At 63.4% G+C, this 20303-nt stretch carries 15 protein-coding genes; 7 read left to right on the forward strand and 8 right to left on the reverse strand.

The features are described from left to right. Positions 1–11: 11 nt before the first annotated feature. Positions 12–767, reverse strand: coding sequence for a bestrophin-like domain (locus OSH12_RS18565; RefSeq protein WP_266345097.1), 756 nt, complete (start codon positions 765–767; stop codon positions 12–14). A gap of 404 nt (positions 768–1171) precedes the next feature. On the opposite strand from OSH12_RS18565, the gene OSH12_RS18570 reads away from it, so the two are divergent. From OSH12_RS18570 to OSH12_RS18580, 3 genes are all read left to right on the forward strand, one after another. After that, positions 1172–1954, forward strand: a complete 783-nt coding sequence (locus OSH12_RS18570; protein ID WP_266345098.1) for a hypothetical protein — start codon at positions 1172–1174, stop codon at positions 1952–1954. 43 nt (positions 1955–1997) lie between these two features. After that, the gene (locus OSH12_RS18575; protein ID WP_266345099.1) at positions 1998–2498 is read left to right on the forward strand and encodes a DUF992 domain-containing protein; all 501 of its coding nucleotides are present in this window, start codon (positions 1998–2000) and stop codon (positions 2496–2498) included. 360 nt (positions 2499–2858) lie between these two features. Continuing rightward, entirely contained in the window at positions 2859–3941 is a 1083-nt protein-coding gene (locus OSH12_RS18580; protein ID WP_266345100.1) for an alpha/beta hydrolase, read from the forward strand. 375 nt (positions 3942–4316) lie between these two features. On the opposite strand, the gene OSH12_RS18585 is transcribed toward OSH12_RS18580, so the two are convergent. The 3 genes from OSH12_RS18585 to OSH12_RS18595 all read right to left on the reverse strand — a co-directional run bounded on the left by OSH12_RS18585 (position 4317) and on the right by OSH12_RS18595 (position 9904). Beyond that, entirely contained in the window at positions 4317–7403 is a 3087-nt protein-coding gene (locus tag OSH12_RS18585; protein ID WP_266345102.1) for an efflux RND transporter permease subunit, read from the reverse strand. Then, on the reverse strand, positions 7400–8512 hold the full coding sequence (locus OSH12_RS18590) for an efflux RND transporter periplasmic adaptor subunit (RefSeq protein WP_266345103.1): 1113 nt from the start codon (positions 8510–8512) through the stop codon (positions 7400–7402). Before OSH12_RS18590 ends, OSH12_RS18585 begins: the two co-directional genes overlap by 4 nt. A gap of 327 nt (positions 8513–8839) precedes the next feature. Further along, positions 8840–9904, reverse strand: a complete 1065-nt coding sequence (locus tag OSH12_RS18595; RefSeq protein ID WP_266345104.1) for a helix-turn-helix domain-containing protein — start codon at positions 9902–9904, stop codon at positions 8840–8842. A gap of 363 nt (positions 9905–10267) precedes the next feature. On the opposite strand from OSH12_RS18595, the gene gltS reads away from it, so the two are divergent. The 4 genes from gltS to OSH12_RS18615 all read left to right on the forward strand — a co-directional run bounded on the left by gltS (position 10268) and on the right by OSH12_RS18615 (position 14825). After that, on the forward strand, positions 10268–11473 hold the full coding sequence (gltS, locus tag OSH12_RS18600; protein WP_266345105.1) for a sodium/glutamate symporter: 1206 nt from the start codon (positions 10268–10270) through the stop codon (positions 11471–11473). Between the two features lie 246 nt (positions 11474–11719). Further along, on the forward strand, positions 11720–12097 hold the full coding sequence (locus OSH12_RS18605) for a hypothetical protein (RefSeq protein ID WP_266345106.1): 378 nt from the start codon (positions 11720–11722) through the stop codon (positions 12095–12097). Between the two features lie 208 nt (positions 12098–12305). Continuing rightward, a complete protein-coding gene (locus OSH12_RS18610; protein WP_266345108.1) occupies positions 12306–12773 on the forward strand; it encodes a GNAT family N-acetyltransferase in 468 nt (155 codons plus the stop codon). 372 nt (positions 12774–13145) lie between these two features. Continuing rightward, positions 13146–14825 (forward strand): arylsulfatase, encoded by a 1680-nt coding sequence (locus OSH12_RS18615; protein WP_266345322.1) that lies wholly within the window; start codon positions 13146–13148, stop codon positions 14823–14825. Positions 14826–14887: 62 nt separating this feature from the next. Here the strand turns inward: OSH12_RS18615 and OSH12_RS18620 are convergent, their stop codons facing one another. The 4 genes from OSH12_RS18620 to OSH12_RS18635 all read right to left on the reverse strand — a co-directional run bounded on the left by OSH12_RS18620 (position 14888) and on the right by OSH12_RS18635 (position 20181). Then, entirely contained in the window at positions 14888–16369 is a 1482-nt protein-coding gene (locus tag OSH12_RS18620; RefSeq protein ID WP_266345109.1) for an alpha/beta hydrolase, read from the reverse strand. A gap of 217 nt (positions 16370–16586) precedes the next feature. Next, positions 16587–17831, reverse strand: a complete 1245-nt coding sequence (gene arcA / locus OSH12_RS18625) for an arginine deiminase (protein WP_266345110.1) — start codon at positions 17829–17831, stop codon at positions 16587–16589. A gap of 19 nt (positions 17832–17850) precedes the next feature. Next, a complete protein-coding gene (locus OSH12_RS18630) occupies positions 17851–19284 on the reverse strand; it encodes a basic amino acid/polyamine antiporter (protein ID WP_266345111.1) in 1434 nt (477 codons plus the stop codon). Between the two features lie 228 nt (positions 19285–19512). Then, a complete protein-coding gene (locus OSH12_RS18635; protein WP_266345112.1) occupies positions 19513–20181 on the reverse strand; it encodes a MarC family protein in 669 nt (222 codons plus the stop codon). Between the last annotated feature and the right edge of the window lie 122 nt (positions 20182–20303).

The raw sequence follows: 20303 nt of genomic DNA on the forward strand, positions 1-20303 counted from the left end.
TTCATTCCGCATCAGGGGCGACCGAGTTCGGCGATGGCGGCGCGCATCGGCTCAAGCGAGGGCGTGACGACCCCCTCCGATGGCAACGCCAACTCGAGAATCATGAAAATTCCGCCGGCGACGGCGACAGAACAGAGGAAAAGCGCCAGAATTGCCGTGACATTGCGCGGCGCGAACAGGCCGAAGCTGGCAAACAGGATGGACAGCCAGAAGATCAGAAGAACCAGAAACGGCCCCGGCACGGCGCTCGTGTCCCGCTCGATCAGCAGCCAACGCGCATCCTGAATTTCGTTGACGAGCTGCACGGCCTGCGCCTGGATCTGGCGTTCCCGGTCGGTCGTCGGACGAAGGTCAAATATCTGATCGCTGACCCTTTCCAGCATTTCCAACGTCTGCATTCCCATCTCGTGCCGATCGACACCGGCCGACAATTCGCCAACCTTGGCCTGCGCATAGGTGCGAATCGTGTCTCGTATGCCGCTGGCGTCCGGCCCATAGCGGACCAGCGAGCGGTTCAGGCGAACGATATCGACGGACAGATTGCCGATGGCATTGGTGCGGGCGGAAAAGGACGTGCTGGCGGTCGATATGAGGAGACCGATCACCAGCGCGGACATGGTTCCCACAACCGCCATGGAAACGCCGACGGCGTTGCGCGTTTCGGCGCCGAGATGGTGCTCCGGCAACAACCGCGAAGCTGTGAGACCACACAAGACACCACCGAAGATCGCCACGAAGGCAACGAGACTAACCGCGATCGAATTCATCCATGCCCCCGGCAGAGCCTCATAGAGCGGCCCGCGCCGCGCCCCTGCTCGCGGCCCTTCGTCGTGACGCCCTCTAGACCTCGTCGACCAGGCTGCACGTGGCGCACTCCCGCAGCAGCCTTCGACGGACCAAGGCTCGCCATCCCGCGAAATGTTGTCTTCCCTGCAACGCTAACATGAAATCCGACCGTCTTCATCGGCCTTTCCGAAACGGCAATCGATGCCGTCTTCACAAGGTAAACCTGTGTTAATAAGAATAGTCGCGTCGTTTGAATTCAGGAGTGATTCTGACTGGATCGATGCTGTGGGGTTAGCGAAACAGGCATGATTGGATCCTTCGAGCGAAGTCTCGGGCGACCAAAGATGTTGCGCCTGTTTCCGTAGAGAACGAAGACGAGGGGAAAATGAGAGCATCCTGCCTGTATGTCCCGCTGGTGCTGGCAGCGATAGCCACTCCGGCCCTTGCTGCGGATCTGGCGCCGGTGCCAGTCGAGCCCGTGGCTCCGACGCAGGATTGGCGCTTCCAGGCCACCATTTATGGCTGGGCCGCGGGCGTCAGCGGCGATGCCGGCGTCCTCGGCCTGCCGCCCCAGAACGTCAACGTCACGCCGTGGGAAGCGATCGAGGAACTCAAGGGCGCCGTGATGGGGTCGTTCATCGCCGAATATGGCGACTGGATGATCGCCACCGACCTGATGTGGACCGAGGTCGGGCAGAATGACTCGGTCGGAGATCGGGGCGCTCATCTCGACTTCGTCCAGAAGCAACTGACGGCCTCGGCAATCGTCGGCTACAAGATCCCGCTCAACATCCCCAATCTCGATGTGAGTGCGACGGCCGGTTTCCGCTATCAGCGCCTCAACGTGTCGCTCGATTTCGACGCCGCCGACCCGGCCTTCTCCTTCGACGAGGACCGGACCAAGCAGTGGATCGACCCGACCGTCGGCGTCACCATGCACTATGATTTCAACGAGCGCTGGTTCCTCAACGCGCTCGCCGATGTCGGCGGCTTCGACGTCGGTTCGAATCTCACGGCTCAGGGTTTTGCCGCCGTCGGCTACAACTGGACGAAGACGATCTCGACCGCGCTCGGATACCGGGTACTCTACACGGATTACGAGAAAGACGGCTTCGTCTACGACATGACCCAGCAAGGCGTATTCACCAGCCTCGGCGTCCATTTCTAGTCGCGGCTCTGCATTGACCCCATCGTTTAGCAAAGGCTTTTCCATGTCGTTCCTTGCCTTCCGCACCATTTTGCCCGCCGGTGGCCTCGCCATTGCCGCGTCGCTGCTGTTTGCCCCCGCCACCATGGCGCAGTCCGAAACCAAAGTCGGCACGCTCACCTGCGATGTGTCCGGCGGCGTCGGCCTGATCCTGGTCGAAAAGCAGACCATGACCTGCCAGTTCAAGCCGGCACAGGATGCAGGACCGACCACCGGCTACACCGGCAAGATCGAAACCTTCGGCGTCGCGCTTGGCGGCATCGAGCAGGGTCATCTGATTTGGGGCGTTATCACCCAGACCAACAATGCGCCGCCGGTTGGCGCGCTTGCCGGCAAGTATGTCGGTGCCAGCGCTGACGCCGCCTTCGGCCCCGGCCTCGGCGCCAATGCGCTGGTCGGAGGCTCGGGCAATGCCTTTGCACTGCAGCCGGTTTCCGTCGAGGGCGAGATCGGCATCAATATCGCCGTCGGCGTGACGCAGCTGACCCTGGCCGCTGCGCCCTGATCGGGCAGACGCGAACCCTTCGGCAAAACTCTTCAGCGCGCGGCTCCAGGGCCGCGCGCTTTTTTCGTCGCGATGGAACCGCCTCCCTCGCGCAATCCTCGATGGCAAATCCGCCACGAACCCCGGCAAAATTCGGTCATGCCCGCCGCAAGGCCGATCAATGGCCGCATGGTACCCGCGCCCGCTTCTCCCCACTCGACGCGCCGTGTAACAGTAACGTCGGAACGTCCAGCAAGGCGCTCTCTGATCAGACTGTGTTGCGGGGGTCGTGTGTCGTCAGTTGCCTGTCTTTTTTCCAGGGCCGTCCTGATCCTCGGATTGGCGCTTGGACTTTCCGCGTGCGCCTCGCGGCCGCAGGGCGTGCTGACGCCCGTCAAGGCGAATGCGGCTGTCGCGCAAAAGGTCGACCTGCTGGTCGCCACCACGCGCGCCCCGGCCGAGGCGCCAGGCGTCTATTTCAACGGCGAGCGCGGACCCGATCTGACACTGAGCAACATCGTCGTCTCTATCCCCGACAAGCGCGCGGTCGGCTCGATCCAGTGGCCGAGCCGAGTACCCGGCGACCCCGCCCGCGATTTCGTCACCACCCAGGTGACGCCAATGCAGGTCGGCGAGGCGAAGGACTGGTTCAAGCGAACCTCCGGCAAGAAGCGCCGGGTGCTGATCTTCGTGCATGGCTTTAACACGCAATTCGCCGACAGCGTCTTCCGCTTTGCTCAGATCGTCCATGACACCGACGCCAATGTGGCGCCGATCCTGTTCTCATGGCCGTCGCGTGGCAGCGTATTCGACTATAATTACGACCGCGAGAGCGCCAATTATTCGCGCAGCGAGCTGGCAGCCGTCATCCGCGCCGCCGCCAGCAGCCCTGCCGTCTCCGACGTCACCATCATGGCCCACTCGATGGGCGGCTGGCTCGCCGTCGAGGCGCTGCGCCAGATCGCGCTGCAGGAAGGCCGCGTCCCGGCCAAGGTATCGAACCTCATCCTTGCCTCGCCCGATCTCGACATCGATGTCTTCCGCAAGCAGGTGCTGGAGATGGGGCCGAAGCGGCCGCACATCACCCTGTTCGTCTCGCAGAACGATCGGGCGCTTCGCCTGTCAAGGCTGCTTTCGGGCCGGATGACGCGTCTCGGCGCGGTCGACATCACCCGGGAGCCGTATCTGTCGCAGATGGAGACATCGACCGGTATCACCATCCTCGACCTGACGGCGCTGCAGAACGGCGACCGCCTCAATCACAGCAAGTTCGCTACCAGCCCCGAGGTCGTGCAGCTGATGGGCGACCGGTTGATCCAGGGCCAGTCGGTTAGCGATTCAAGCCTCGGCGGCCCAACCACGTTGGGAACGACGACGCTGGGCGCCGGCCAGGTGCTCGGTTCGGCAGCGGGCGCGGTACTGTCGGCCCCTATCCTGATTTTTGAAAGCGCCGCCCGGAAATAGCGGGCGTCGTTTTTGGCGCGGAACGCCGAAAGGCAGTTCTGCAGCACCCCATGTCCAACATCCTGAGGAGGCTTTCGAAGAAAGCCGTCTCGAAGGACGCACGACGGAAGGGCAGGATCTGCTTGGGTTTGCGCGACGGCTCTGCGTCCTTCGAGACGGCCCTGAGGGCCTCCTCAGGATGTTGAGGGCGGGGCTCTGCAAAGGTCTCCTCAGGGAGATCCACCGCCGCAGCCGAAGTTTTTCCCTAACCGCATCAACGCGCACAAAACGAAAAAAGGCCGCGGAGAACCGCGGCCTTTTTCGTTCAGCAAGCTTCCGACAGATAGCCGGCGCCAGCAAACAGAACTGCCGGCGCCCGAAGGCGCCGGCAGGAACTCAGGCCTTCGCTGCAGCCAGCGGAGCGGCGGGAGCAGTTGGAGCCGGCGCGCCCTCCTTGCCGCGATAGAAGGTCACGTAAAGCGTCGGCAGGAACACCAGCGTCAGGATCGTCGCGACGAGCAGGCCGCCCATGATGGCAAACGCCATCGGGCCCCAGAAGATCGTCGCCGCGATCGGGATCATGCCGAGAACGGTCGAAATCGCCGTCAGCATGATCGGCCGGAAACGCGACACCGTCGCCTCGACCACGGCATCCCAGATCGGCAGACCGCGCTTCCGCTCCGCCTCGATCTGCTCGATCAGGATCACGGCATTCTTCGCGATCAGGCCGAGCAGGGAGAGGATGCCGAGAATGGCGACGAAGCCAAGCGGCCGGTTGAACAGGAACAACGCGCCCACCACACCGATCAGGCCCATCGGCACGACGCAGAGCACGATCAGGAGCCTGCCGAAGCTTTGCAGCTGCGCCATAAGGAACGACACCATCAGGAACAGCATAATCGGCACGACCGCCATCACGGATTGCAGCGACTGGGCGCTTTCCTCGACGACGCCGCCGACGGCAATGTTGTAGCCCGCCGGCAAAGTGGCCCGCAGCGCTTCGACCGAATCCGTCAGCTCGGCCACCACCGCCTCCGGCGAACCGCCGGCGCGAACGTCGGACTGTACCGTGAGAGTCGGCACGCGGTCGCGACGCCAGATCAGCGGATACTCCTGGCCGAAGTCGAAGGTCGCGAACTGGCTCAGCGGTACGGTGCGGCCATTGGGCAGCGGCACCTGCAGCGTCTGCAGGTTGGCGAGCGACACACGCTGTTCGTCGGTTGCCCGCGCGATGACATCGACCAGATAGATATCGTCGCGAACCTGCGTCACCGTGGTTCCGGTCACGACGGCGTTGAGCGCCGAGGCCAGCGCCTGCGAGCTAAGCCCGAGAAGGCGCGCCTGGTCCTGGTCGATCTTGACGCGCACCATGCGCGCCGGCTCCATCCAGTCGAAGTTGACGCGCTTGGTGTCCGGGTTGGCGGAGACGATCTGGGCCAGGCGCATGGAGATTTCCCGCACCTGATCGACATCCGGACCGCTGACGCGATACTGCACCGGCCAGCCGACCGGCGGCCCAAGTTCAAGCGGTGCGACGCGCGATACCGAATCCGGGAACTGTTCCGCGAGCTTGGTCTCGAGACGCTTTTCCAGCCGAAGCCTGGCATCGACGTCCTTGGCGATCACGACCGCCTGGGCGAAGAACTCGTTCGGCAGCTCGACATTGAGCGGCAGGTAGAAGCGGATCGCGCCGCGACCGATATAGGTGCTCCAGCGCTCGACATCGGGGTCGTCGCGCATGATGTCGTCGAACCGGGCCGAGACGTCGCCGCTCTGATAGATCGACGCGTTCTGCGGCAGGCGCAGGTCGACCATCAACTCGGTACGGTCCGAGGCCGGGAAGAACTGTCGCGGCACATGCGGCATCAGCAGCAGCGCGCCGACAAAGGCCGCGATCGTCAAACCGATCGTGATCCAGCGCATCCGCATCGCGGTAAGCAGGATCGTGCGGAAAACCCGCACGATGATGCTGACCTTGTTCGGATCGGGCTTGTCCTTCGGCGCCTTGAGCAGCACGGCGCCGATCAGCGGCGAGAAGATCACCGCGCCGAGCCAGGACACGACCAGCGCGATGCCGACGACGGCGAAGATCGAGAAGGTGTATTCGCCGGCAGAGCTCTGGGCGAAACCGATCGGCACGAAGCCGGCCGCCGTGACGAGCGTACCCGTCAGCATGGCGAGCGCCAGCGTCTTGAACGTATTGGCCGCCGCGTCTTCCTTGCTCTCTCCTGCGGCCAGTCTCGATGTCATCGAGTCGACGGTCGTCATCGCGTCATCGACCAGAAGGCTGAGCGCGATGATCAGCGCGCCGAGCGAGATGCGCTGCAGGTCGATGCCGACGATGTTCATGACGGCGAACACCATCGCCAGCGAAATCGGGATCGCCAGCGCCACCACCGTGCCGGCGCGAATGCCGAGGCTGACGAAGCTCACCACCGCGATGATGGCGATCGCCTGCCAGAGCGAGGTGGTGAAATCGCCGATAGCCTCGTCGACGACGACGGCCTGATCGGCCACCAGCGTCGGCTGGACGCCGAGCGGAAGGTTGGCGGTGATCTCCGCCATCGCGCTTCGGAGGTTGTTGCCGAGGGCGAGGATGTCGCCGCCTTCGCGCATGGCGATGCCGAGACCGATCGCCGGCTTGCCGTCGACACGGAATTGCGGCTGCGGCGGGCTCGAATAGCCGCGACGGATTTCGGCGATGTCGCGCAGGCGGATCAACCGTCCATTGGCGACGACGTTGAGGCCAAGCAGGTCCTGCTCGCTCTCGAACGCGCCGGAAACCCGCATCGAGATGCGTTCTTCACCCGTCTCGAGCACGCCTGCCGGACTGACAACGTTCTGCGCCCGGAGCGCATTCAGCAGCGCCGTGCGGTCGATGCCCATCCCTGCGAGCTGCTTGGTCGAGAACTCGACATAGATCTTCTCGTCCTGCGCGCCGATGATCTCGATCTGCGAGACATCCGGCACCTGCAGCAGCCGCGAACGGGCGGCCTCGACATAATCGCGCAGTTCGCGATGGGTGAAACCGTCGGCGGTGAAGCCGTAAATGGTACCGAACGTATCGCCGAACGAGTCATTGAAGAACGGGCCGAGCACGCCGCTGGGCAGCGTCTGGCGGATGTCGCCCATGCCCTTGCGAACCTCGTACCAGACATCGGGAACCTCGGCCGACGTCACTTCCTGGCGCAGGTTGACGAACAGCGTCGTGCTGCCGGCGCTGGTCGACGAGCGAACGTCATCGACCTCGGGAATTTCCTGGATCTTGCGTTCGAGCCGCTCGGTGACCTGGTTGAGCGTGTCGTCGATCGTCGCGCCGGGCCAGACGGCATGCACGATCATCGTCTTGATGGTGATCGGCGGATCTTCGTTGCGGCCAAGGCTTATGAAGGATGCGATGCCCGCAACCATCACCGCGATCATCCAGTAGACGATGAACGAGCGATGGTTGAGAGACCAGGCAGAGAGGTTGAGGCCGCTCATTTGGCGGCCCCGAGCAGACGGACCTTCTGGCCCGGATGAAGCGCCTGAACACCGGCGGTGACGACGATGTCACCTGTCTCCAGGCCGGTGGATACGACAACCGTCGCCGGGTCGTGGCGGACGATCTCGATATTGCGCAGCGAGACGGTCGAGGCGACCGGATCGACGATCCAGACGGCCGGGTTCTGCTCGGAGGTCGTCAGCGCGGTCGCCGGAATGGCGATCACCGGAACCGAGTCCATGACCATCGTGCCGGTGACCGTCGAGCCGAGGCGGAGACCGGCCGGCGGGTTGTCCAGACCGACGCGGACGGGGAAGTTCCGGGTCTGCGCATCGGCCTGCGGCGCGATTTCGCGGACGCGGCCCACGGCGGTGACCGACGGATCGTCGGTCAGGCGAACGCTGACCACCGGATCGCTGGGGGCGGTGCGCAGCAACTGCGCCGGCACGTCGAAGACGGCGTCGCGGCCATCCTGGCGAGCGAGCTGGACGATCATCTGCCCGGCCTGAACCACTTCGCCGGGCTCGGCGCCGCGGGCGGTGATCGTGCCCGAGACGTCGGCCTTCAATTCCGTGAAGGCGACGCGATCGGTCGCGATCTCAAGCTGGGCCTCGGTATTGTCGACCTGCGCCTGCGCGGTCTGCAGCGCCTGCTGAGCCTGATCGTAATTGGCGCGGGTGGTAAAGCCGTTGCGCAGCAGATGTTCCTGCCGGCCATAGGCGTTGCGCGCCTGGACCAACTGGCCCTCGGCAGCGACATTCGCGGCCTGCGCCGAACGCAGCGCGTTCAACTCGTTGACGGGATCCAGCCTGGCGAGAAGCTGGCCGGCCTCGACACGGTCGCCGACATTGACCGGCCGCTCGATCATGCGGCCGCCGATGCGGAACGCCATGGCCGCTTCGTTCTGGGCCTCGATCTGACCGGTGAGAACAACCTTCTCGCCGGTCTTTTCGCGCGTGGCGAGGACGGTTCGGACGGGGCGCACTTCCGGCGCCTCCGCTTCGGTCTCTCTCTGGCAGGCAGCCAGGATCGGCGCCGCGGCAAGGAGAAGAGCCGCGACGCGCACCAGACCGCGCGTGCTCTTCCGACTATCGGCCGGTTTCGTCACGAAATACCCCTAAGAAAAAATGCGCGAGGAAAGGCGTCCCAATCGACAACCAGTCCCCCCGCGACCAACACGCCATCTGGCGCAGAACTAACGCTTGTCTGAGGCCGGACCCGCAGGCAGTCAAGGTTGAACTGACCCTTGTCGGCACAACCGGCCCTTGAGAACTCGCGCCCGTCGCCCGGTGCAGACCAGGCATTTCGGGAAATCTAGCGGCTTGCCAATTCGAAGGGATGAGCGAGGCATCCCAACCCTGTACGTCGCATCCCAAACGCCCCGTGCGGCCGCGTCGTCGCGCCGCGCCGACGACTGGCGAAACGCGGCGCGCCATCATGCGCAGAGCCGCCGGAGAACATCCCCGAAATCCGAGGCAGCGGGACTGAAAATAGGCACGATTCTGGATGGGATCGGCCGGCCCACCGCGGCGGCAAGGCGCGCTTCGCTCGGGCTATGTCCGAATTCCTGCTTGAAGGAACGGCTGAAGCCGGAGGCATCGCTGAAACCGAAGCCCTCGGCGATCTGGATGATTGGGCGCTTGTCGGTCACGTCGGAGAGCGCCGCATGCGCCGCGAGCAGCCGTTGGCGATGCACATAACGGGCAACGCCGCCGAAAGGCTCGAACATGCGGTACAGTCGCGAGCGGGAAACGCCGAGCGTCTGGCCGAGCTTGTCCGGGCCAAACGTGACCGAGCGCAGGTTCTGCCGGATGATGGTGCGGGCCCGCTCCATCAGCGTCGCGGCGATCGCGTCCTGGGCGACTTCCAAACGTTCGGCGTTCGGTCGGATGCAAGCGGCGATCATCGAGCGCGTTGCCTCGACGACCTTGGGCAAATCCGCAACGGCAATCCCGGGCAGTCTCGCCTCGAGACTGGTGAAGTAGTCACCCAACAGCGCGCCGATGCCGTTGTTGGAGACGGAGTCGGACACCCCGTCAATGCTGCTGAGTCCGTCGCCGAACATCTCGCGCGGCGCATAGAGACTGAGCACGCTTGTATCGTTGGCCGAGCCCTCGAATCTCTGGCCAAGCGAGCGAAAAAACAGCTGGCGGGAGCTCGGACCGCCTATCGGCGTTCCCGTGCTGTCATTCACCAACACGAAACACCAGTGATCGAGCGGATCCTTCTTGATGTGCTGCCAGAACCGCATTTGGCCATCGCCAGGCATTTTCGCGCGGGTCAGCGCGAATCCGCCGACGTCCCAGACGGTCTGCTCCGCGGCAAAGCCCTTTTCGCGGCCGCCTGGAATATCGAAGTCGATCGCCGGCGACATCAGGTGGCGCCACGCCTCGAACTGGTGGCGAATGGGCAGAGTTTTCGTGCTGAATTCAGAGGGCTTGATCAACGCGGCAGATGTCCCGGTATGCGCTTCCGTCGTCGATTGCAGAGCACGAATCATGCGTCCCCCTTGGCAGGTGCCGACGAGACAGTGCGGCCGGCGAATTGTACCCTCCCCGCTTGTAGGTGACAAATGATGCAGATCAATAACGCCGCGTAGCCTTCCGCGATGGAACGTTCGGCCCTGCCGTCGCGGCTCCTTCGCGAAAGGACGCGCATCCGCCGGAGGGGGGCGAGCGAGGATAGACGCCGGCCAGCGTGCCGCATGGCAGGCATACTATTTCCATCGCGTCATGGTTGCTATCGTGGGCGCGGCGGTCGCGCCGGCAATTATGATTCTGGCCGGCTTCCGCCGCGATCGTCCCGGCGCTCGCCAGCGAACGATCCTAAGCCCGCATGACGCAGTAAAAAGGTACCGGCCACAGTGACGACCGTTTCCGTTCCCGGATTTCTCAGCCTGACGATCGCCATCGTCGTTTTCTTCGTCGGTACCGGTCTCAACCGCTGGATCGCGCCGCTGCGGCGCTGGAATATCCCGGAAGCGGTGACGGGCGGCCTGTTGGCGGCTCTCGTCACGCTGATCGCCTACCGCGTCTTCGATATGAGCATCTCTTTCGACCTCGCGGCCCGCGACATGCTGCTGCTCTATTTCTTCACCGGCATCGGCCTCAATGCCAAGCTGGATGACCTGCTCTCCGGCGGCAAGCCGCTGCTGGTGCTGCTGTCGCTGACGCTGGTCTTCCTGGTCATCCAGAACCTGATCGCCGCCGGCAGCGTCGCCGTCCTCGGATTGCCGGAAGGCATCACCGTCCTGCTCGGCTCGGCGTCGCTGATCGGCGGCCATGGCACGACGATCGCCTGGGCGCCGATCATCGCCAACCAGTTCGACCTGCAGAGCGCCATGGAAGTCGGCATCGCCTCGGCGACGCTTGGCCTCGTTGTCGCCAGCCTCGTCGGCGGCCCCGTGGCGAAGCTACTGATCGCCCGCTACAATTTGAGCGGCCCGACCGGTAGCAAGCCGATGGTCGGCCTGCCGAAGAGCACCGAAGGATCCGACGCCGACGACCTCAGCCATATCAGCCTGCTGCGCACCATCCTGGTGTTGAACGTGGCCGTGCTGATCGGCTTCACGCTCGACGAGATCTTCGAAAAACTGGGCATTCGCCTGCCGCTGTTCGTCGCCTGCCTGCTGGTGGCGATCGTCTTGACCAACACCATCCCGCGCGTACTGCCCCAGCTCAACTGGCCGACCCGCACCCGCTCCCTGGCGGTGATTTCCGACCTTTCGCTGAATGTCTTCCTCGCCATGTCGCTGATGAGCATGCAGCTCTGGACGCTTGGCGACCTCGGCCCGTCGCTGGTCCTGGTTCTCGGCATCCAGACGATTGCCGCCGTGCTCTACATGCTGTTCGTCGTCTTCCCGGCGATGGGGCGCAACTATGAGGCGGCGGTGATCTCGGCCGGCTTCAGCGGCATCAGCCTCGGCGCGACGCCAACGGCAATCGCCAACATGACGGCCGTCACCAAGGTGCATGGCGCGGCGCCGATGGCGTTCATTATCCTGCCGCTGGTATCAGCCTTCTTCATCGACATCGCCAACGCCTTCGTCATCGGCTTCTTCCTCCGCTGACGAGGGTCGATACCTACGGATAAGGCCGGGCGGCGCCCCGAAGCGCCATCGCCGGCCGACCAACCGCGCGAATTCGGGACGTGAAGCCTCGCTTTGGGACTTTTGGCCCCTCGCCTGCCTGTATCGGCTCGCTATCTTGGCCTGACGTGTTAACGAGGCGGTTGAGTCGCACGGCGTGCGGCCGACCTCTATCCCACGGCACGGCCCCCACGACGTGAACCACCAAAGCAAAAAGGATCCATAAAAATGCTGTCTCGACGCTCCCTGCTCCGCAGCCTGCTGGCCGCAAGCGTCCTGATCCCGGTTGCCGCCGTGGTCGCGCCCGTCGATGCCGAAGCGCAAGGGCGCCCGGACAATCGTCCAGGCAACAACAACCACCGCCCCAACAATAACAACAACCGCCCGAACCGCGCCCCGCCGCGCTCGCGCCATGAGCGCCGGCCGCCGCCGCGCCGTGGCTATGTCTGGGTTCCCGGCCATTGGGTCTGGAGCCATCAGCGCCGGAATTACGTCTGGGTCGGCGGCCGCTGGGAGCGCAACCGCCCGGGCTGGCACTTCCGTCAGCCGGGCTGGGTCGTCCGTGGAAACGGTTGGGAATTCCATTCCGGCGGCTGGCACCGCTAGAACGAAACGATCCATTTAGTCTCAGCATGACGGGTGGATTGAGCCGTTTTCAATCCACCCCGCAATCTAGCTCTGCGTCGTCGGCAGCCCACCGGCGACGGCGCAGAGTCGTCCCATGCTTGGCCCCGCCGGCTAGCCCAGGGGCGCAGTCGTTGGGATTTGGGCTCAAACTCTGCCCCAACCGGTTCCCCAGAACGTCGAGACAAGTTTGAACAACCGTTTTTCAGCCAATCGGACGATGGTGCAAATCCGTCGATTTGAGGAAGCGGACCGTCCATCCCTGCGGGCCCTATTCCTGGCGACGCGTCGAGCAAACTGGCTTTGGCTGGACGATCGGGAATGGCGGCTCGAGGACTTTGACGTCGTGACGGAGGATGAGGAAATACTGGTTGCCGAGGAAAACGGGCGGCTTCTCGGCTTTGCGGCGATCTACCTCGCCGATGATTTCCTGCATAGCCTGTTCGTTGAACCGGAGGCCCAGGGCCACAGAATAGGCCAGGCCTTGCTCAAAGCTGCCCAAGGTACCTTTCGGGGAACAGGCTCCCTGAAATGCCTGGAGAGGAACGAGCAGGCTGTCTCATTCTATCATCGCAATGGTTGGCAAATAGCAGGCCGCGGAGATAGCCCAGACGGCGACTATCTGCTGATGCGGTATGAGCCGCAGCGCGGACATTGATCGACTGGCCGCAGCTTTCTGCAAAGCACACGCCGACGGGCTACCTACAAAGCGTGGCGACAGGATTGACGCCGGCCTGAATAGCTACCGGCCATTGCGAGGGCGTAACACGCCCCGCTGCCTCATCCTCGCCCTTGTGAGCAACACACTCTTCGCGGCTCTCAGCTTTTACCGCCAGCGTCGCCCCGGCATGCCCTAGCGGAATGTCAGGTGGCTGAACACGACTTTATGATCAAAATAATCTCGTCGAGTGGTAATATCCCACGCCGCAAGAAAAGCGACACCATCACATTCATCAATATTGCGCTGAGTTTCACATTTCTTCAAATGCGCAGGAATCGTGCACACTCAAACGTTTCTGGAGATGAAAATATGAGTGCCTTGCGAAAAATTTGCATCGGATTGCTAGCGTCTACTGTCTATGCTGCTTTACATGGGCCCGCGCTGGCGCAGGAAGCAAAGCCGAATATCGTCGTCATCATGGGCGACGACGTCGGCTGGTTCAACATTGGCGCCTACCACCGCGGGATCATGTCCGGGAAGACGCCGAACCTCGACCGGCTGGCGTCGGAAGGCATGATGTTCACCGACTATTATGCCGAGGCGAGTTGCACGGCCGGTCGCGCCGCGTTCATCACGGGCGAGATTCCGCTCCGCACGGGCCTGACGACGGTCGGCCAGGCGGGCGCCGATGTCGGCATGCCGGACAAGGCCGCGACGATTGCCTCCGCGCTCAAGGCGCAGGGCTATGCGACCGGGCAGTTTGGAAAGAACCACCTCGGCGACCTCAACAAATTCCTGCCCACCTTGCATGGCTTCGATGAATTCTTCGGATATCTGTACCACCTCGACGCCATGTCGGATCCCTACTGGTACTCGTTCCCGAATGACCAGTCGTACCGCGACAAGGTCGGGCCCCGAAATCTGGTCCATAGCTTCGCGACAGAGACCGACGACACCACTGAAATGCCGCGTTGGGGCAAGATCGGCAAGCAACGGATCGTCGACGAGGGGCCACTGGCGCCGTATCCCGACATGACCAACGTGCCAAACATGCACGACATCATGCCGAAGGCGAAATACGAGATGGGTACCTTCGATGAGGTGCTGGTGAAAGCGTCATGCGACTTCATGGACAAGGCGAAGACAGAGGAGAAACCTTTCTTCGTCTGGCACAATACGACCCGCATGCATGTATGGACCTTCCTGTCGCCGAAATATCAGGCCCTCATGAACGCAGACACCAATTATGGCCTTGAAGAAGCCGGCATGGCGCAACTCGACGACAGCGTCGGTTCAATCCTGAAATGCATCGACGCAGCCGGAGAGACCGACAACACCATCGTCGTTTTCACCACGGACAACGGCGCCGAGGTGTTCACCTGGCCTGATGGCGGCATGACCCCGTTCAAGGGCACCAAGGGCACCGTCATGGAAGGTGGCTTCCGGGCTCCGGCTATCATTCGCTGGCCGGGGAAAGTGAAGCCAGGCACCGTCGAAAACGGCATCTTCTCGGCGCTCGACTGGTTCCCGACGCTGCTGGCGTCGGCTGGCAATACCGACATCACCAACCAGTTGCTGAAGGGCGTACAGCTCGGCGACCGGACCTATAAGAACCATCTCGACGGATATAACCAGACGGATCTCCTCCTTGGGAACGGGCCGTCCGCGCGGCACGAGTTCTTCTATTTTGGCGGGCCGCAACTCGGTGCCGTTCGCATCGACAACTTCAAATACCAGTTCTACCAGCAGCCGGGCGGTTGGCCGGGAGCCAAGGTGACGACGGATATGCCGATCATGGTCAATATTCGCCAGGACCCGTTCGAACGCACGCCGTCGATTGGCGGACAGAGCCTCAACGACCTGGGGGGCGGCTACATGAACGACTTCTACGCGCGCGAGTTCTGGCGTTTCGTGAGCGTACAGGACGTGGTGGCCAAGCTTGCGATGACAGCCATCGACTATCCGCCCATGCAGGATCCGGCGTCCTTCAATCTTGATGCCGTGAAAAAGCAGATCGACGCCGCCATTCGTAACAAGCCTGGCAACTGAAAGGATCAGCGAGGCGGCTGACCATCGGCCATCCGCCTCCTGACGGTGTCCATGCGCCGACGCTACGGTGTCGGCGCGGTTTGCGAAGTCGACACGGGCGCCATCAGGCCTTCGATCCGCTCGATCAGGTAGGGGTAGAACGGGTTCGACGATATCCGCATCAGCGTATCGAGGCTGACGATCAGCGCCCCCCGCTCGCCACGCAAGGCAATCGCTCCCAGATTGATACCGAAATCGTCTTTCGGGTCTGGATTTGTGCCGTAAAGGCCGTCGCTGGTTGGAAACGGCAATGCCACATGCGAAAGCGAATAGACGTCCGTTGGATAGTACAGCCCGAGGCTTCGCTTCTGTTCGACGGTCTGGCCGGGCTCGACGGTCCTTGCCTCGACCTCGCCGGCGGCCGGCGAAATATTGGCGATCACCGTCGTCCGAAAGCGCCGCTCCGCCGGCGGCAGGATGCGCGCCAGCACCGTATCCGTGGACGCACTCAGCAACGGGCCAAGCTTGGCATTGCGATTGATGTCAAACAGAACCAGTTCGCTGCCGTTCGCCGGCAGGTGATCGTAGAGCGCGGTGATGACGGCTCGCGTGCTCACCGTGAAATCAATCACCGACTGGAAGGTCAGAATGGGTGCCAGCGTAGCGAGACGGCCTTCGCGGGCGAAGGTGGAGATGCGCCGCTGCAGGACATCCGTCAGCTCATAGGACTGGCGCGCGCCATTGACCGGGAATGAGTTGTACTTGAACGGATTGAATTCCGGCACGATCCCAAGCCAGGCCGACTTGGCGAAGGCGGGGAAGATTGCCGGCAGGCCGGCCAGACCGGCGAAGCGGGCAAAGCGCGTGACCCCGACCATCGGAGAGATCAGCACCAGCTTGTCCGGCCGCGCCAACGATTTATCCTCGATGGCGTCGAGGGCATACATCAGCGCCAGCGCGCCGCCATTCGAGAAGCCGATCATGTGCAGCGGCGTTGCCGGCCCGGCGAGGCGCCGCGCCTCGCGGGCAGCCAGTCGCGTCGCCGCCATCCAGTCTTCCCAATGGACATCGGTCAGGCCCGCCGGCACGGTGCCATGGCCCGGCAGGCGGATGACCACCGAAACGAACCCCCGTTCGCGATAGCGCTCGGCGATATGGCGCAGGCTGTAGGGCGAATCCGTCAGGCCATGCAGGAACACAGCGGCCCCGACCGGCACGCCGTCCGGCTGCAAGATGTAGGAACGGTTCCAGTCCTGCTTGAAATGGCCGGGATAGACCGGGCTGCCTTCGAAATAGCGATTGAAGGGCACCTGCTCGTCCGGGGCGAGCTTCTCCGAGACCTGGCTGCGGACGTCGTCAAAGATTGCCCCCTCGGCCTTCATGGAATCGGCCCAACTCGCCCGATCGAACTGCTTGACCGTCAGTTCGTGGGGAACGTGGGTGTGCCAAGGTTCCAGCGGCGGGCCACCCACCGTATTGTAGATGCGCGCGGCCAGCAGCGTCAGGGCGATGACGGCGACGAGGACGACCGCCCGTTTCAAATTCCGCAGAAACCAGCGTCCCATCGTTTCGATATCTTCCGTTTTTCAAGCGTGATTTTCATGCCCGACGCGCAGCGTCTGTTCCGCGCGGATCGCCCAAATCACCCGCCACCATCCATGCGCGACAACTGCATTTGGCGCAACCGCGAGCGGCATTTCGTCCCGGCCACAAAAAACCCGCCCCCGCATGGGGACGGGCATAGCATCGGAACATCCGAATGCGGGGCGACTTTGGGTTCGTCTAGTAATCGACCGCGTCGCGCGAGATCGGGCAGGTCATGCAGTGACCGCCGCCACGGCCACGGCCGAGCTCGGCGCCGGTGATGGTGATGACCTCGATGCCTTCCTTGCGCAGCAGCGTGTTGGTGTAGGTGTTGCGGTCATAGGCGTAGACGACGCCGGGCGAGGCGCAGACGAGGTTCGCGCCCGAATCCCATTGCGTGCGCTCGCGCATGTAGGCGTTGCCGCCGGTCTCCACGACGCGCATCTTCTTGAGGCCGAGCGCATCGCGCACGGTCTCGACGAAGGTGCCCTTGTCCTTGTGCAGTTCGACGCCGCCCTTGCCGTCCGGACGATACGAGAAGGCCTCGATGCCGTTGACGATATCGGGATAGAGCAGCACGCAATCGCGATCGGCGAAGGTGAACACCGTGTCGAGATGCATGGCGGCGCGCAGCTTCGGCATGGCGGCCACGATGACACGCTCGGCGGCTCCCTTGTCGAAGAGGGCCTGCGCGACCTGGCTGATCGCCTGGCGCGAGGTGCGCTCGCTCATGCCGATCAGGACGTTGCCCTTGCCGATCGGCATGACGTCGCCGCCTTCGAGCGTCGCAAGGCCATGATCCTTCGTGGGATCGCCGTACCAGACATTGACCTTGCCGGCGAAGTCCGGATGGAACTTGTAGATCGCGGTGGTGAGGATCGTCTCCTCATGCCGTGCCGGCCAATAGAGCGGGTTCAGCGTGACGCCGCCATAGATCCAGCAGGTGGTGTCGCGGGTATAGAGCGTGTTCGGCAGCGGCGGCAGCAGATATTCGTTGACGCCGGCCGCGTCGCGCACGAGCGCCAGCATCTCGCCGCCCAGCGTCTCGGGAAACTCCTCGGTGGAAAGGCCGCCGATCAGCGTTTCGGCCAGCGCGCGCGGCGCCAGCCCGTCGAGATAGGAGCGCACTTCGTTGACCAGTCCGAGGCCGACCTGGTTCGGAATGATCTGGTGGTCGAGAATCCACGCCTTCGCCTCGGGGATCGCGACCGTCTCGGCGAGCGCATTGTGCATTTCGATCACTTCGATGCCGCGATCGCGCATCTTGGTCATGAAGTCGAAATGGTCGCGCTTGGCGTTCTCGACCCAGAGCACGTCGTCGAACAGCAGATCGTCGCAATTGCTCGGCGTCAGGCGCTGATGCGCGCGGCCAGGAGCGCAGACCAGGACCTTGCGGAGCTGGCCGACTTCGGAGTGGACGCCGAACGGGATGTCAGTTGCCATGATGTGACTGCCTTTTCGTTCAAGGTGTAATGGCGCCGCTCAGCAGGCCGTAGGCTCCGATGAGGCCAGCGACCAGCGTGACGGCGAAAACGATGAGTTCGGTGGACGTGAACAGCTGGGCCTTCTGCTCGCGGCGGGCCCAGACGTAGAGAATAGTGCCCGGCACGAAGAGGACGGCAACGAGGAGCACATATTTGAGGCCAGCGGCCACGAACATGACCAGCGTGTAGAACACGGCGATCCAGGCGAAGATCTGGTCGCGACGGCGCTCGTTGGGGGTCGCCTCGTAGCCCTCGCCGCGACGGGCGAGCAGCACGCCATAGCCCGCAACCAGCAGATAGGGCAGCAGCGCCGTGACGCTGGTCATGTCGAGCATGAAGTTGAAGGCATCGCGCGACCAGTAGGTCGAGATGACGAACAGCGACACGACGATGTTGGTCAGCCACAGCGCGTTGGCAGGAACGCGGTTGCCGTTCTGGGCCGCGAACAGTTTCGGCATGTCCTTCGACTTGGCGGCGGCGAACAGTACTTCGGCGCAGATCAGCGACCAGGCGAGATAGGCGCCGAGCACAGAGATCAGCACGCCGATCGAGATGAACACCGCGCCCCAATGGCCGACCACCAGTTCGAGCACACCGGCCAGCGACGGGTTGGTGACGCCGGCGATCGCCGCGCGCGGCGCAGTCGCGTAGGGCAACAGCGTGATGGCGACCATCAGGCCGGTCACGCCGACAAAGCCCAGGATCGTCGCGGTGCCGACATCGGCGCGGGTCTTGGCGAAGCGCGAATAGACGCTCGCGCCTTCGATGCCGAGGAAGACGAACACCGTGATCAGCATCGTGTCGCGCACCTGCGCGACCAGCGTCTTCTCCGGCATGCCGACACCGCCGAAGAAGTTCTCGGAGAACTGGTGATAGTTGAAGGCGAAGATGAAGAGGAGGATCGCGACGAGGATCGGCACGATCTTCGCGATGGTCACGATCGTGTTGATGAAGGCTGCCTGCTCGACGCCGCGCAGGATCATGAAGTGGAACAGCCAGATGCCGGCGAGCGAAACGATGATCGCAGTCGGCGAGCTGCCGTCACCGAAGATCTCCGGGAAGAAGCGGCCGAGCGTCGAGCCGATCAGCACCCAGTAGAAGACGTTACCGAGGCAGCTGCCGAGCCAGTAACCGAAGGCGGACAGGAAGCCCATGTAATCGCCGAAACCGGCCTTGGCATAGGCGAACACACCGGAGTCGATATCGGGCCGCTTCTCGGCCAGCGCCTGGAACACGCGGGCCAGCATGTACATGCCGGTACCGGCGATCAGCCAGGCGATGATGGCGCCGAACGGCCCCGTGGCCGTTCCGAACCTTCCGGGCAGGTTGAAGATGCCCGCTCCAACCATCGAGCCGACGACCATCGCGGTCAACGCCCCGAGAGACAACTTGCCAGTCGTCGACGACGCCATCGCATCCCCCTCCACAAAATCCCGATAGCCCGAGATTCCTTATGCCTGCTTCCCGAAGGTGAGACATGAGCGAGGAATCCCAAGTCTAGTCTGATGGTACCATTGTAACGCCGCTTTACGTCTACGTCATATTGAATTCGCGCCATGGACGCTGCGCCGCGCAGAGCAACCTTGGATAGTGGTTGGCGGGCTGTCGCCCTTCGGTCCGTCCGGAGGCGCCTGCGCCGCTCAGAGAACGCGCAGATCTCGAAGCGTGGCGACGACCAGTTGCGTGCCACCCGTGGCAAGCAGGGTCACGGCAATCGCCGTCAACAGGATGCCGGCGACACGCGACAAGATCATCCGCATCCGCGGCGAAACACGACGATGCAGATGCCCGGCCATGTAAAGCGTGACGCCGGTCACGACGGCATAGGCCAGGCCGGCAAGCGTGAACCGCAATTCGTCGGCAAGGCCGTTCGAACGCGAGGCGAAGGCGACGATGAGGCCAAAGGTCGTTCCGCCGACCGTCAGCGGAAAGGTCAAAGGCGTAAACAGGACCGAGCGCCAGCTCTCCGACACCTCGGCCACATCCGGCGTTTCGGCCGCGACCTGCTCCAGCACGACTTCGTCCACACCGCGCATCATCGGAACGCCAGCATAGAGAAGCGCGATGCCACCCGTTACCGACAGCGCCGCCGTCGTGATGCCGAGCAGGCGCAGCAGGGGTTCGCCGATCCAGATGGCCGCGAGCACGAAGATCGCGACATTGACGGTCAGCCCCACAGCCAGGCGGAGCTGATCCTTGGGGCCGAAGGGGCCAACGACCGGCAGATAGGACGAAAGCGCCGCGAGCGGACTGTAAAGCGCCATGAGCGCCAGAAACATCAGCGCCGGATCATAAGCGAAGATCTGCATGTCGCCTCCCTGCGCTGACCGAATCGGCCGCTGGTTCAACGCATAGTCTGTCGCGGCAGCACCGCCTACAACCTCACCTTGCCCGGGAGAGCCGCCGCAACCGCCTGCCGCGACACCACCCG

This window comes from Kaistia terrae (assembly GCF_026344005.1).
Lineage (GTDB): Bacteria > Pseudomonadota > Alphaproteobacteria > Rhizobiales > Kaistiaceae > Kaistia > Kaistia terrae.